This window comes from Paenibacillus sp. NPDC101420, assembly GCF_050277435.1.
Lineage (GTDB): Bacteria > Bacillota > Bacilli > Paenibacillales > Paenibacillaceae > Paenibacillus_AQ.
The window spans coordinates 1376637-1391455 of sequence record NZ_JBNNSE010000001.1; the positions used below are offsets into that span (position 1 = coordinate 1376637).

A 14819-nucleotide genomic window follows, 5' to 3' on the forward strand; every position below is an offset into this window, starting at 1 on the left:
CCTTTCACAACCTTCTTAAGATTTGAATCGCTTCCTTGCTCGCTGCAATCTTATATCCTGATGACATGTAACGAATCTGATCTTCACGATCCACAATGATAAGATGCGGGAAGCCCGCTTCACTCGCTTGGGACGATGCAAATAATTCGGGCAATAGATTATTCGTTGAATCACGTACAAACACTGCATTTGCAGGAAGATCTGGATAGTCCTCGGGATGAAACGAAGCTGCACATTGCTTGTCACCAATAATAAGAATGATGGGAGCACCTTGCGCATTGAACTCATACTTCAACTCAGCGAGTTCACGAAGTAAATGCTTTGAAGGCTCTCGTTCCGGCTCCAGCCAAGCGACATAGGCGCCCTTTCCACCAATAATATCTGCGAAAGTCTGTTCTACTCCTACCCATGAGGTCAGCTGCTTGAGTCGTTCCACCTTGCCGTACACTGGAATTTCCAATGTAGATTGACGATATTTCATGACCAGCTTCGTCTCTTCCCCTTCTGCAATATGGAAATAAGTGAACTTTATAAGCACGATGCCATCCTTTAATCGTACGCCTGTCGTCAGACGGTATGCTCCCTGCTCAACCTCAAGTGGTGTATCATATAGGTCATTTGCGCCATGCGGGTAACATAAGGTTTTATAAAAACCGTTCTCCAGCCGAGCTAATGTGAAATTCTCATAGTATGAAGCCGTTGGTTGGACTGTCCCTGCACCCTGATCACGATGAAGTATGAGCGTGCCGTTCGCTAATTCTATCCCGCCTCCAACAACGCCTTTGGTAAATTGAGCATCCACGAAAATATTATCCACTATAAATTGCGGTTTGGATTCAATGGGATGAATTCGCGCTGGGATTCCTAAACTACGACAAATGGATACGAACATGATATCCAGGGAACTGCGATCGCCTACGCGCAATTCAAAGGTACCCACTGCCGTTCCCTTCCCTTTCAGATTCGGAAGGTCTGTCCATATATCCCACGTTTCATCTATGAATTGCACCAGCTTCGTTGGGTCCTTACGGAACAATGCCACTTCATCCGAAGTGAAAGCTTGTTGGAAAAATGTACGATACGGTGTAATCATCTCGTAGTGAACACGAGGACGCAAAATGTAGGGCACGAACACTTCCTCTGTGAGCTCACCACGTACAGCAAGCGCACCAGCCACATGATCTGTAAGGGTAGGAATAAATGTGTCAATTAAATCCTTTTCATTAATACATTCCAATAACCGTAAAGCCCATTCTCCATACGCGGATGTGGCTGCCTCCAGAAATGCGGCTATCTCTACACTGTTACCACGTGCCTTCTGAAGCACTGTCCATACACGATCTTCCGGGAGACCCAGTGTTTCCCCGAGCTTCCTCGCTGCTTCTTCTGTCACAAAAGTCGCTTCATATTTCGCACGGATTGAGATCCCTTCCTCCAAACGTTCATTATGTCGCTGGATACGAATTTCAGACAGTTCCTCTATTACCTCACCTTCACACGCTGGAGGTGGAACCATTTCATAATCGGCCATCGTTCCTGCAGCAGGCTGATTTTCTTGATTCAGTACAAGCTCAACGCATTCACTGTCCGCCACTGAAATTTTCACTTCCCCCCAAGTACCACCCTTTGCCGCACGAATCATGAGGTCACCGAGACCTGTTTTGAAAGTTGCTTCTCCTTGAGCATTGGTAGGAAGGATGGCAATCGGGAAAAATTCCGCCATGTTATACACTTGGAACTGTACTTCTGCATCCTGCACAGACTGTCCGAATTCATCTTTCACATGAATCGTAATTGTCCGCGTGGATGCGTAATTTTCCAACACATTAATTTCAGTGAACCACTCATCTGCAAGCGTAATATCTTCTGGACCTTGATAATTAGCGAGAATACGCGTGTTAATTAACATTGCTCTACGCGCTGGAGGTCCAAACCATCCTTGATTAGGACGGGCTTCCGGCTCACAAGCCCCAATAAAATACCATTCACCGTCTGCCCATGCCTCCACCCATGCGTGGTTATCATCACAATGCGCCCAACGTGGCGTATACACTTGACGTGCAGGTATACCTATACTGCGAAGGGCTGCCACAGCTAGTGTGGATTCTTCACCGCAACGACCGCGTGCATTTCGAATCATCGATAATGGTGAAATCGTCCGCAAATCACTTCCAATATACGTTGCCACCTCATGACACCAGTAATTTGTCTCCAGAATGGCTTCCGTCATGGACAACTTACTAGTTCGCTCTGCTAATTGTTCATGAAGAATTTGGCGGTGTTCTTCAATGTTTTCGGTATTAACACGGTAGGGCAGTACGAAATGTAAAAATATATGATCCGGGACTTGCCATGGCATATTTCGGCGAATCTTTAGTGTCGTTCTCACATGATTCAAGAAAAGCTCACCATTGTAATCCGCCAAATCATTCACTGGCATATACGCATAGAGATACTTAAGTGCAATTATTTCTTCTTCTGTCAAGTCCTGTTCAAAGATTTGAAATAACTGCGTTGCACGTGCCTTGGCCAAACTCTTTTTCTCCTGAAACTTACGTTCAATCTGTTCCATATCTGATTACTCCTTCCAGAGAAACCCGTCCTCGCGAATGTAAAGACGGGACGTCTCATCTGATGTTGATGCAGATATAATAAAAGTTTTAGTCGTCGTTTCAATGTTTGGTTCTATGGTCCATGTATCTTCTTCACACAATGCATTAAAATCGGCTGTGAACATGCCATGTGTTTCGTAATAGTTCCGCTCACGATAATAGAGCTTCCGTAATTCCCATTTGATATGTTCATCCCGAGGGATGTCGAAGTGATATGGACCCGCTTCATTCACGAATACAACATAGCCCCACAGTTCTGGATAATGCATATTTATGACTCCTTGTGGTGACCACACCCAATTATCCTCAGGATAAGGTTTCCCTGTGTCGGGGTTGAGAAGCTTACGATACTTGCCATCGACAACCTCAGTCCGCCATTCAACACGTGAAAAATTAACACGCCAAAATTCCCCAGCGTAAGGTGATCGTCGATCCGTGGCACATTCTTTTAAACTATTCCATGGTATTGCAATTTCAACCGTCCATTTCCGATTGTCAGCGTGCGGGTTATTTAACTCACCTTCGATATGAACAGCCGTCTTCAAGTCTTGGATATCCCAACCGTTAATTGGAGGACCTCCGTCACGATAAGGTTTCACAAGGAGTAAGTCCCATACCGTGTTCAAGGCGTTAATCTCAAACTCGTAATATTGATGGGAATCTCCTGTTGGATCTATAAAAATCTCAAAATCATTATCGTAAAAAATAACGGAATCACGTTCTGTCAGCGTTCCCCAGATCTGATCTTCCATCAGCTCTGCACCAAAGTAAAAATACTCATCATCCCATAGCATTTTTACCCTCGTATCCTTTCCTGGCATCGGACGCAAATCCCCTTCAATATCAACAAACTTTTCTGTCCATGCTGCATGCTGCCAAAAGGGCTTATCTAGCTTCCCATCCAAGACAAGCGACTCCGTCGCTCGTCTACACAGATAATGCTTGGGGGCGTATGAAACAATGTGTGGCTCTGGTACTCCACTTTGATTTACCATACGAATGCTCCTTTATCCGTTAATGTACTTTAGTTGTGCGTTACAACTGCGCCTGAACCGCCGTACATCTCAATTTCTTCATCGAATTCCAATTTAAGTACTGTCACTTGTTCATGCATATCTTCAGGTGTTATCTGAATCCAAGTTGTACCTGGTATGTGGAACCAGGGCACACCACCGTGAATTTCATGGTTGAGCTCCTTGCCTGAGTGAAGCACCGTAATCTTGGTAATGGGATTACACAGCCCTTTGAGGCAAATGTTCTCCTTCGGCGTATCGTAAACGAAGAGATACAAGTTCTTCTTATCGGGAGACAATGTACTACCACCCAGATAGTAGCGTGTCATAATACCCTCTTGTGTTCCATAGATGGCTTCTTCATGTGTACGTATCCAATCACCTAATCCGAGCAAGATCGCTTCCTGCCTAGGATCAATCGTTCCATCCTCCATGGGCCCAATATCTAACAGCATATTGCCGCCCATGCTGATACAGTCACAGAACATTCGGATCATTTGATTCAATGATTTATAATTGTGGTCTGTATGCACATAACCCCATGACGTATTTATCGTCGTACAGAATTCCCACGGACCTTCCGGACGCGTAATGGGAAGACCTTGCTCAGGAGTCTTATAATCCCCATACCCTTGCAAACGTGAGTTTATAATAAGATCAGGATTAAATGATTTTAAATAATCTTTGAATGCTGGCAATCCCCACTGCTCTGCGCTTCGTTCCCAATCTCCATCGAACCATAACAGATCAACCTGACCATAATCCGTTAACACTTCTCCTAGTTGATTACGGTTAAATGCCAGAAATCTCTCCCATCGCTCTGGATCTTGGACACCATCCATCGGACTTGAATAACGATTTATCTGTCTCAAGTCATCTGGTACGACACCATTCTCATAGACTGAAGGATAATCAGGATGAGACCAGTCAATGAGGGAGTAATACATCCCTACGCGAAGACCCTGATCTCGAATCGCCTCAGACCACTCCTTAATAATATCTCTCTTGGCAGGTGTCGCCTTCATAACGCTCAAATCACTGAATTTCGTATCAAATAATGCAACTCCGTCATGATGTTTCGTTGTAAGAACAGAATACTTAGCTCCTGACTTCGCAATCAGATCTGCCCAATACTTCGCATCAAATTTAGAGGCCGTAAAACCATTCAATTGCTTCATATAGTCCTCATAAGACATTCTCCCGTTATAGAAAGACCATGATTCTGCAACTCCTTGTACCGCATAAATTCCATAGTGAATGAAAATTCCTAGCTTTGCATCAGTGAACCATTGTTGCATCTGCTCTTCCTCCCATAGTTCAACTCGTTATTTTATGCGAAATACATGTGCAATTGGGGCAATTCCCGTAAGCTCGCTCTCTGGTAAATGAACGATCAATCCAGTTGTTGTTCGTTCGAATGTTAGATTCTCTTGTCCGCCAACAAGATCTATTTGCGTCACAGCCTGCTCGAGTGAAATACAAATCTCACTGATCACGAGTTCCTGCTCTTTTGAGTACAGATGGATAGCATAGATGACATCGCCTTTTTTCGTGAAATGTGTATTTCCAACGGAGTATGGCGCACATATGCGTGTTCCATAAATCGCCTCACCATGGACTTTGAGCCAACTGCCCATTCCTTTCATCCGATCCATCGCTGTTGGTGACAAGCGGCCGTCTGGTTGTGGTGCGACATTAAGTGCCAGGTTACCACCTTTGGCTACAACTTCAACGAGCAAATGAATTAATTGACGTGTCGTCTTGTAATGATCCTCATACCGATAAGAGAACGCAGTCCCCATCGTAATACAGCTTTCCCATGGGATATGCAGGGGACGCGCGGGCAACGTTTGCTCTGGTGTAACGACATTCTCATAAGGTCCGCCAACGGTACGGTCTGCACTTAGTAGCCATGGCTGATGCTGACGTGCCTTCTCCACCACTTCACCCAACCGAATATCCTGTGGATTATTCTTATTCTGTGGACACACCCACCCCGCATCCAACCAGAGCATTTCAATCCGTCCATATTTCGTCATCAATTCCATGATCTGATCATGTGTGTACTGTACGAATTGCTCCCATAGCCAAGGATAATCTTGTGTTGGATACGAAGGACCTCGATTCATGAACGTCCCCGTCTCCATACCTGGAGCCCAGTATGTTGGTGTGTGCCAATCCGCTTTGGAGAAGTAGGCAGAGATCCCAAGTCCCTTGGCCCGAAAAGCATCAAATACGTTCTTACAAATATCCGCGTACTTATGTGCATGGAAAGGACAATCCTTACCCGTGATGCGATAATCTGTTGTCTGCGTATCCCACATACAGAAGCCATCGTGATGCTTCGTTGTGAAATTTAAATATTTGAAGCCACCTTCTGCAGCAACCTCTGCCCACTTCTCAGGCTCAAAACGGAGCGGATTAAAGGTTTTATTCAGCCCGAAGTATTGCCGCTTCAGCTCCGTCGAATCAACCCCCCAATCAATATCGTCCCGTGACCAATCTCCATCTTTATCACTAAGCGCCCACGATTCAACAAGTCCAAGCTGCGAATAAGGTCCCCAGTGCATCATCAAGCCCAGCTTCTGATCCTTGAACCATTCCAGCTGATCTAATAGCTGCGAATCCTCCGGCTTAACGTAATCCTCCTCTGTGCTGTAATTATGAACTCCTTCAACAACAATTTGCTCCTCGACAACATTAGCGTCATTCATTTGCACGACCTCCATGCAGCTCTTCTGAGGCTGCGATTCTATTGATTTAGTATGATATATTTTCAAAAAACATTTGACATAAAAATAAATATCCGCTATAAACATCCTATTATTGAATATAAATAAGTATTCAAGCGCCGATCTATATCATGCTGTATTCATAGCTTGATAGGAACATCTCCATGTATGCTCCACAAAAGGGGGAAAACAATTTGAATTATAACTATTTCAAATCGAAATTGTTTCTGAAATTCACCGGTTCGTATCTACTTATCCTTCTTATTCCGCTTATATTTGTAATCGTTTTCATTTACCGAAATGCTACCGATAATTTACAAAAGGAGATTGAAAATGCTCACTTTAATCAGCTCACCCAAATTAAAACGGTGGTGGATGGACGCATGAATGATTTAAGAGATATGGCGTCACGGATGTCATACGACGCTCGTCTCGCTCATTATCGCATACTGGATCCTTATGAAAGTCGTGACGCCATAGCGGCACTAGATAGCTACAAATCTTCCAATTCCATTGTGGAGGATATATTTCTGTACTATCATCATGACCCTAATATTTATTCCAACCATGGCATGTATAGCCTGGATGTATTTCGTAGCTCCTATCAGTTTGGAAGCTGGAAGAATGATGAACTTGTGACTGCTTTAAACTCGTCCAAATTTCCATCCATTCGACTTACGAACATGCTGAATCAAAATTCACCACTCGAGCAATCTGTATTAACCTATATCCTGCCGATCATTCCCAACACCTCAGATCCATATGCTTCTGTCATGTACCTCATTAAAGAGAAAGAGTTGGCATATCTGATCGATTCCGTTCTCGGTAACTATCGAGGATTAACGTATATTTTTGATAATCATGGACGTGTTTTATCCTATAGTGGCCATGGAGATACAGCTAGCCAACAGGATATCCAACGGTTATCAGAGCTTCCACCCGGCATACATAATCTATCGATGAACAACGAAGATCATTCGGTTATTTCCGTCACATCGGATGTCAATGGCTGGTCATATGTGACTTTAATGGCGAGTAATCAGTTTTTCAGTAGCGTACTTAATGTTCGGAGCTTCATCATTATTTTATTCATTGTGATCGCCATTGTAGGAACGGCCATCGCTCTATTATTCGCTCGGATGCAATATCTTCCGATTGCTGAGCTCGTTCGCTTCACGAACAAAAAAACAGATACACCGGCCTCTGGAAATGAGCTCGAGTATATACGAACAACATTACAGCAGTATAGCTCCAAGGTTGATCTCCAAGAGCCCTATGCACGCAACCATGTTCTGTCCATGCTATTAAAGCATGGACATGCACAAATGATGACGCATGGAATATTCGATACCTTTCATCTGCACTTCGACCAAAGTCATCATTTTGTCATGATGATGGGCTGGGATGAATTAGAACAGCAGCATCTTCATGCGCGACAAGAAGTACATCGCAAGCTTGCGTTTATTGAATTTCCAGCGCTTGCTACACAAGTATACGGTGTAGAGCTCCCGCAATTGGATCAGCTCGCACTCATTGTGAGCTTACAGCTCGAAGATGATGAGGCACTCGCTGCACAAATCGTTCACATCGTGGATGCGATCCGTGAATATACGTTAGGCATAATGGATATCCACCCGATGATCGGTGTAGGCAAATGTTATGAGAGCCCTCAGCAGCTTAATCAATCCTTTGTTGAGGCTTGCTCCGCCTTCGAATTGCGTAAATCGACCGAGCATGGAACCACCGTGTATTTTGAAAAGCTATCCAGTGCCCATGATCAAACGGTGTTACTCCCTAGTAACGAGCTATTAAAGCTTGCACAAAGCTTGAAGCAGGGCAACTACGAAGTCGCCAAACAAATTATTCACACAGCCATCCATGGCCTTGATAATAAACAACGATCTACCCTGCTGATGCGATGCGTATTGTTCGACCTGCTGAATACCATGCTCAAAACTGCAGTTGAGCTAAAGATGGATAACATGATGCAGTCTGCTTCTCCCCATTTCATGAATGGTCCCGTCCATCTTATAGAGCAGAATTTCTACCGTTTAGCCACTCAGATTTGTACACAGGTAGAGCAGACGCATAAAAAAGAAGAACATTCACTCATGGATCATATCGTTGCTTTTATCGACCAGCACTATGTTGATCATTCACTTAGCCTTGAATCTGTTTCTGCTGCGTTTACGATTTCACCTTCCCATCTCAGTCGTTCATTCAAGGATAAGGTCGGCATCAACTTCGTCCAATATATTTGGCAAAAACGATTAGATAAGGTCAAGGAACAGCTCGTAATAACAAGTGATCCGTTAAAAGATATTATCCAGCGCGTCGGCTACCTCGACACACCAAACTTTATTCGAAAATTCAAAAAGGAAACCGGTTATACCCCGGGCCAGTATCGACAGATGAATAGTAATCATCCCAATACTGAGCCTAACGATACCGTATAATCCTTCCTCGCTTAGGGTTCATCATAACTTCCCGGTCATGCCTAGGATGACCGGGAAGTTTTTCAAAATATGAGAATGTATAAGCTTCACAAATTATTTACTAGCAGCCCATGTATCGTATGCTTGTTGATACGTTGATTCGAGCTTCTCATACCCCATTTTTTTCATTTGAGTGATATATTTGTCCCAATTGGATAATGGCTCTGCGCCTGTAACGAATTTCGCTTCCATTTCCTTCACGTATTTATCCAAATCGGAACGGAGTGTTTTGATTTCCGTCTGTTGGTCTACCGTCAGGAATACCGATGGGAAGGGAGTCTTTGCAATAGGTGTAAGCTTTGTAGCTGTTTCTTTGTCAATCCAGTCATCAAAGCTAGTACGAAGACCTAAAACATAGCTGTTCTCATAGGAACCTGGTGTATTAATCCCGTAGTTTGGCGTGATTGTACCGCGGTATTCTTCACGATCCGTACCATCTGGAACTGGCAGCCATTCTTTCTCGCCTGTTGCTTTATCTTTGTATTTAAATAACGTACCTTCAGGTCCATACGCCCAGAAGGAATACCCTTCTTCGCTAAATTGGTAATCAATCCAGCGCATACTTGCTTCCGGGTTGGGGTTCGTGTTTGAAATCGCGAAACCGCCAATGGTGTTAATACCAGGATGCTTGCCGTATACAGGTGTTCCAGCAATATCACTAGATACAGGCTGCATCATCGGGTTATCTTCACTCGGTTCACCACCAAGCGTGAAGTATGGGAAATAATCGGAGAATAAGGCCACTTGATTGTTTTTCCCTTTTGCTTTCTTCTGCTCATCGGTTTGAGAGAATGTTTCATGATCCAGCAAATTCTCGTTCCATAAGCGATTCAAGAAGGTTAAATATTCTTTGTAGGCTGGTTCAGCTTGTGGAAAGTGTACTTTGTTCTCCTTATCTACGTAGATATCCTCGTTATACATCCCCCAGAATCCGAGGAAGAACATCCGTAAATCATCTAATTTCACAGAGGATAGAGGAACCTCATCGTCTTTACCGTTTCCGTTCGCATCTTCCTCTTTAACCTTCTTCAAATAGTTGTATAGCTCTTCTGTGGTCTGCGGTAATTTGTTTTCCATGCCGAACTTCTTCAAGAACTTCCCGTTATACCACATCGGTCCACGATACCATACCGCAGATGGCTGAATATTGCGTAGTGCATAGATATGTCCATCTGGTGTTGTCATTGATTTGCGAATATCCGGATTTTCATCGAGAATTTTTTTTAAATTAGGTGCGTAGCCCTCATCAATGTATTTTTCTAAAGGCAGCAACAAACCTTGACTTCCGTAGGTAACTTGATCCGATCCTTTTAAATCCGCCGCATAGAAAATATCGGGAAGCGTACCGCTTGCAAATACCAAATTCTTTTTCGTCTCAAAGCTGTCTTGTGGGGCGTTTTGAATCTTTAACTTAATATTCGTCATCTTCTCGTATTCCTGAATAACAGGCATCTTGTTCCAATCCTGACGCCCTACATCCGGTGCCATAATAGAAAGCTCAATCGGATTATCCACGATAGGAAAGCCCGTCTTATGAACCTCTGCGGCTGTGTCTGAGCTTTCTGTGCTTGCCGTCCCCTTATCGTTACTCGATCCACATGCAGTAAAAATAGAAATTGACATGGAAAGACATAACAACATGAGTCCAGTTTTACGATAATTCGTCATACAAAAACCTCCCCTTTTTTACTTGTATCTTAAGATCAACCCTTAACAGAGCCAATCATGACACCTTGCACGAAATAACGTTGCAAGAATGGATAGACAGCAATAATCGGAAGCGTAGATACGATAATGACTCCATACTTCACAAGTGAAGCAATTTCTGCCTTGTTGTTCTGGGCTGCAGCAGCTGTCGCATCGATAATGCCACCTACTTGAGATTGCATTTCCTGAAGCACGAGAATCTGACGAAGCACAAGCTGCAATGGATACTTCGCATCATCATTCAGGTAGATCATGGCGCCGAAATAGCTGTTCCAATGCCCTACCCCGTAGAATAAGGCCATAACTGCGATAATTGGCATCGATAACGGGAGAACAATCCGCAGGAATAAGCGAATATTCGTCGCGCCATCGATTTGAGCCGCATCTTGAAGCTCAGCTGGAATGGAGTTCGCGAAGAAGGTACGAGAGACAATAATATTCCAGATTGACGCTGCGCCAGGAAGTACTAGTGCCCACATCGTGTTGACCATGCCTAGCCCTTTTACCAACATGTATGTAGGGACGAGACCCCCTCCAATGAACATCGTTACCATGAACATCCCCATGAAAAACCCACGGCCTACAAAGTCCTTACGACTGAGTGCATATGCCGCTGGCATCGTAACGACCAAGTTAATCGTTGTGCCTAGCAATGTATACAAAATCGTATTTCCATACCCCGTCCAAATCTTCGAGTTCTGAAATACAATTTCATACCCCTTAAAGGTAATACCTTTTGGAAGAAGCCACATTTCACCGGAAGCAACCATCTTCGGATCACTGATCGATGCGCTAATAATATATAAGATGGGATATGCGACTAACAACAATGCAATTGTCACATACGTATAGGTGCAAATTAGAAATATTCGATCTCGCTTAGATAGCTTTATACCTGATACCATAAATTCCAACCTCCTTCTACCATAGACTGTTCTCGCTCGTACGGCGGACAATTTGATTCACCGTAATAAGCAGGATGCAATTCACAATGGAGTTAAATAAACCAACAGCTGTTGAGAAGCTATATTGCGCATCGACAAGACCAGATCGATAGACAAAGGTTGAAATCACGTCAGAGCTTGACATATTCAATGAATTTTGCAGAAGTAATATTTTCTCAAAACCTACACTTAACAAGCCACCCATATTTAGAATTAATAGAATGGTCATGGTCGGTATAAGCGTTGGAATATTGATGTGGCGAACACGCTGGAAGCGAGAGGCTCCGTCAATAATTGCCGCTTCATGCAAGCCTGGGTCTACTCCCGAGAGTGCCGCCAAATAAATAATCGTCCCCCACCCCGCACTCTGCCACACGCCTGTGAATACATACATCGTCTTAAACCAACCAGGGCTTGTCAGAAACTGCGGTGCACTAAAGCCTAAGCTTTCAATGGCATGAATAATCATTCCGTTCGATGGAGACAAGAAGGTAATAATCATCCCCGCCATAACAACGACAGAAATGAAATGAGGTGCATACGTAACGGTCTGAACAAGTCGCTTGAAGAAGCCATCCTTCACTTCGTTAAACGCAAGCGCCAGAATAATTGGGATTGGGAATCCAATGGCTAATTCATACAAGCTAATACTGAGCGTGTTCCACAGCAAATCCCAGAAATAGTACGAGTTAAAAAATCGAATGAAATGATCAAAGCCTACCCATTCACTGCCAAAATAGCCTTTTGACGGAATGTAGTTCTTAAAAGCAATCTGAATCCCATACATCGGTCCATAGCTGAAAATGAGGAAGTAAAAGAATGCGGGTGCGATAAAAATGTAAAGCTCCCAATTCTGACAAATCTTCTTCCATGTCTCGTTTCTGCCCTTACGCTTTTCTTTCGGTGCTGAATTCACAGTTCGCATATGTACGCTTCCTGTTTCATGCATCGCGACATCCCCTCCTTATAGGTAATGATGAGAACATTCTGATCATCGAGTGAGCATCATTATCTATCGAATTGTTATCAATCGCATTAATGCTAGCGCTTACATTTACACTATATAGAATCGAGCAAATCGTAAATATGTCATTCTCGCTTATCAAGAATTTCGTGTTGTACTGCGGGATGATATACGTTTCACCGCTATGTTGATGTTCTATAAGTGTGTCATTCTTGCGCTTTTCGCCCATAATTGCGTTGTAATACAATACCAAAGCTCCTCACAGAGGCAATGTGTATAAATCTCCATAGCACATGTTTTTTTTGCGCATTTAAAGGGAATTCATCCTGAATCTAACGTTTGTTGACTGAAGTATCATGTTTCTTAACTGGAAGCATCTCACTGTACTTTATAAAATTAATTCAGGGAAAGCGGTTACAAATAGCAGCATGTATGAAACACATGAAGGAGCGGATGATATGAGCACTAAAATTGAACGTAGCAAAATTAGAAAGCGCATACACTGGCGAAAGCAAGATTCCGAGTTAACCCTGCTCGCCTTGCCGACATTCATCTGGTATATCTTATTTTCTTTCTTACCGATGTTCGGTATGATTATTGCCTTTAAAAATTTCAAAATCAGCGGCAACTTTATTAGCAACGTAATAAATAGTTCTTGGGTCGGCTTCAAAAACTTTGAATTCTTATTCAAATCAAATGATGCCTGGATCATTCTTCGTAACACGATAGGGTATAACATCATTTTCATTATTCTTGGCATCGTGTTGCCGGTAATGTTCGCCATTATGATCAGCCTGCTGCATAGCCGCAAAGCAAGCAAGGTTTATCAGACCATGATGTTTCTGCCCTACTTTCTGTCATGGGTAGTCGTATCTGCTGTAGGCTGGGCCTTCTTCAGCTTTGATAAAGGCATCCTCAATCAATTTCTTGTGGGTATTGGGCATGATGCTGTGAATTGGTATATGGAACCGCAATATTGGCCCTACATTCTTATCTTTTTAAACATCTGGAAGAGCATAGGTTATGGCATGATTATTTATCTGGCAACCATCACGGGAATCGACAGCACCTATTATGAGGCTGCAGTTATTGATGGAGCTTCAATCTGGCAGCAGACACGCTTCATTACCTTACCCATGCTAAAGCTGGTCATTGTCATGATGTTCATCCTGTCAGTAGGTCGTATTTTCTACACGGATTTCGGACTGTTCTATCAGGTCACACGCGACTCCAACTCCCTCTACAATGTGGCCACAACAGTTGATGTCCTAGTTTATAAACAGCTAAAAACCGCCACCGTAGGAATGGCATCCGCTGCCGCTTTCGTCCAATCGATGCTGGGCTGTATTACAATCCTGAGTGCTAACTGGATCGTTAAAAAAATCGATTCCGACAGTGCAATGATCTAGGAGGAGAGACAATGGCAAAGACACCCACCTATCAATCTGGCTTGGAGAAATTCAACCGCACAAGTAACGGCATCAATGCTTTGTTCACCCTAATTTTTATTCTGCTGGCAATTGCCTGCGTCGTGCCTGTGATCGTCGTGTTATCCATATCGCTTACCGATGAATCCTATATTCGTGAAACAGGATACAGCATTTTCCCAACCGTTCTATCCGGAGATGCTTACTCTTATATCGCCAAGCAAGGAACGATGATTCTGCGTGCGTTAGGTGTATCCCTACTTGTAACTATCGTAGGTACTGTACTTGGCGTGCTGCTCACCACAACAATGGGATATGTCATTTCACGTCCGGCTTACAAGCTCAAGAACTTCCTCACCTGGGTTGTATTCATCCCGATGGTATTTAACGGGGGGCTAGTCTCCAGTTACTTTATCAACACAAATTTCTTGGGATTAAAGAACAGCGTTTGGGCACTCATCCTGCCGCTCGCAGTATCCTCCTTTAACGTTATTATTTGTAAAACCTTTTTCAGGAGCACGATCCCTGATGGCTTAATCGAATCTGCTGAAATTGACGGGGCTAGTCAGTTTCGCACCTTCTTCTCAATCATTCTCCCAATCTCCTTGCCTGTACTAGCTACGATTGGACTGTTCCTCTGCTTCGGTTACTGGAACGACTGGTTTCAATCGATGCTGTATATCGATAATCAGAATCTCTATTCGCTACAAGCGTTACTTAACAGCTTAATGTCCAATGCCGATGCGCTCGCCCGAAACTCAATAAGCATGGGTATCAGCTTTGCTGAGCTTGTCGCAACAATGCCTAAAGAATCTGCCCGTATGGCTGTTGCTATTCTCATCGTGTTGCCTGTTGCCTGCGCGTATCCCTTCTTCCAGAGATACTTCATTACCGGCCTTACCATTGGCGCAGTCAAAGGCTAGTC

At 43.6% G+C, this 14819-nt stretch carries 11 protein-coding genes; 3 read left to right on the forward strand and 8 right to left on the reverse strand.

Annotated features, from left to right (window positions below; translation table 11 throughout):
• Positions 1–4 precede the first annotated feature (4 nt).
• Genes ACQKMP_RS06090 through ACQKMP_RS06105 form a run of 4 tightly spaced genes read right to left on the reverse strand, consistent with a single transcriptional unit; the run spans position 5 to position 6339 of the window.
• Positions 5–2572 (reverse strand): transglutaminase domain-containing protein, encoded by a 2568-nt coding sequence (locus ACQKMP_RS06090; RefSeq protein ID WP_339246343.1) that lies wholly within the window; start codon positions 2570–2572, stop codon positions 5–7.
• 6 nt (positions 2573–2578) lie between these two features.
• Positions 2579–3607: a carbohydrate-binding family 9-like protein gene (locus ACQKMP_RS06095; RefSeq protein ID WP_427469019.1), complete on the reverse strand. Its 1029-nt coding sequence runs from the start codon at positions 3605–3607 to the stop codon at positions 2579–2581.
• 29 nt (positions 3608–3636) lie between these two features.
• Positions 3637–4923 carry an alpha-L-fucosidase gene (locus tag ACQKMP_RS06100; RefSeq protein ID WP_339246337.1) on the reverse strand — a complete coding sequence of 429 codons (1287 nt, stop codon included), beginning with the start codon at positions 4921–4923 and terminating at the stop codon, positions 3637–3639.
• 27 nt (positions 4924–4950) lie between these two features.
• On the reverse strand, positions 4951–6339 hold the full coding sequence (locus ACQKMP_RS06105; RefSeq protein ID WP_427469020.1) for an alpha-L-fucosidase: 1389 nt from the start codon (positions 6337–6339) through the stop codon (positions 4951–4953).
• 212 nt (positions 6340–6551) lie between these two features.
• On the opposite strand from ACQKMP_RS06105, the gene ACQKMP_RS06110 reads away from it, so the two are divergent.
• Positions 6552–8813 carry a helix-turn-helix domain-containing protein gene (locus tag ACQKMP_RS06110; protein WP_156113082.1) on the forward strand — a complete coding sequence of 754 codons (2262 nt, stop codon included), beginning with the start codon at positions 6552–6554 and terminating at the stop codon, positions 8811–8813.
• A 93-nt stretch (positions 8814–8906) separates the two neighbouring features.
• Here ACQKMP_RS06110 and ACQKMP_RS06115 read toward each other — a convergent pair whose 3' ends face one another.
• The 4 genes from ACQKMP_RS06115 to ACQKMP_RS06130 are packed head-to-tail and all read right to left on the reverse strand — an operon-like array spanning position 8907 to position 12714.
• Entirely contained in the window at positions 8907–10520 is a 1614-nt protein-coding gene (locus ACQKMP_RS06115; protein WP_339246331.1) for an extracellular solute-binding protein, read from the reverse strand.
• Positions 10521–10555: 35 nt separating this feature from the next.
• On the reverse strand, positions 10556–11464 hold the full coding sequence (locus ACQKMP_RS06120) for a carbohydrate ABC transporter permease (RefSeq protein WP_042186276.1): 909 nt from the start codon (positions 11462–11464) through the stop codon (positions 10556–10558).
• Positions 11465–11480: 16 nt separating this feature from the next.
• Positions 11481–12428, reverse strand: a complete 948-nt coding sequence (locus ACQKMP_RS06125; RefSeq protein ID WP_156113214.1) for an ABC transporter permease — start codon at positions 12426–12428, stop codon at positions 11481–11483.
• A 16-nt stretch (positions 12429–12444) separates the two neighbouring features.
• Positions 12445–12714, reverse strand: coding sequence for a hypothetical protein (locus ACQKMP_RS06130; RefSeq protein WP_042186271.1), 270 nt, complete (start codon positions 12712–12714; stop codon positions 12445–12447).
• A gap of 211 nt (positions 12715–12925) precedes the next feature.
• Here ACQKMP_RS06130 and ACQKMP_RS06135 point away from each other — a divergent pair, with 211 nt between their 5' ends.
• Both ACQKMP_RS06135 and ACQKMP_RS06140 read left to right on the forward strand, forming a co-directional pair.
• Positions 12926–13876, forward strand: a complete 951-nt coding sequence (locus tag ACQKMP_RS06135) for an ABC transporter permease (protein WP_042193514.1) — start codon at positions 12926–12928, stop codon at positions 13874–13876.
• Between the two features lie 11 nt (positions 13877–13887).
• Positions 13888–14817: a carbohydrate ABC transporter permease gene (locus ACQKMP_RS06140; protein WP_042186269.1), complete on the forward strand. Its 930-nt coding sequence runs from the start codon at positions 13888–13890 to the stop codon at positions 14815–14817.
• Positions 14818–14819 lie beyond the last annotated feature (2 nt).

Coding starts and splice junctions, on each gene's coding strand:
- ACQKMP_RS06090 (WP_339246343.1), bottom strand. CDS start 2,572: ATGGAACAGATTGAACGTAAGTTTCAGGAGAAAAAGAGTTTGGCCAAG.
- ACQKMP_RS06095 (WP_427469019.1), bottom strand. CDS start 3,607: ATGGTAAATCAAAGTGGAGTACCAGAGCCACACATTGTTTCATACGCC.
- ACQKMP_RS06100 (WP_339246337.1), bottom strand. CDS start 4,923: ATGCAACAATGGTTCACTGATGCAAAGCTAGGAATTTTCATTCACTAT.
- ACQKMP_RS06105 (WP_427469020.1), bottom strand. CDS start 6,339: ATGAATGACGCTAATGTTGTCGAGGAGCAAATTGTTGTTGAAGGAGTT.
- ACQKMP_RS06115 (WP_339246331.1), bottom strand. CDS start 10,520: ATGACGAATTATCGTAAAACTGGACTCATGTTGTTATGTCTTTCCATG.
- ACQKMP_RS06120 (WP_042186276.1), bottom strand. CDS start 11,464: ATGGTATCAGGTATAAAGCTATCTAAGCGAGATCGAATATTTCTAATT.
- ACQKMP_RS06125 (WP_156113214.1), bottom strand. CDS start 12,428: ATGCGAACTGTGAATTCAGCACCGAAAGAAAAGCGTAAGGGCAGAAAC.
- ACQKMP_RS06135 (WP_042193514.1), top strand. CDS start 12,926: ATGAGCACTAAAATTGAACGTAGCAAAATTAGAAAGCGCATACACTGG.
- ACQKMP_RS06140 (WP_042186269.1), top strand. CDS start 13,888: ATGGCAAAGACACCCACCTATCAATCTGGCTTGGAGAAATTCAACCGC.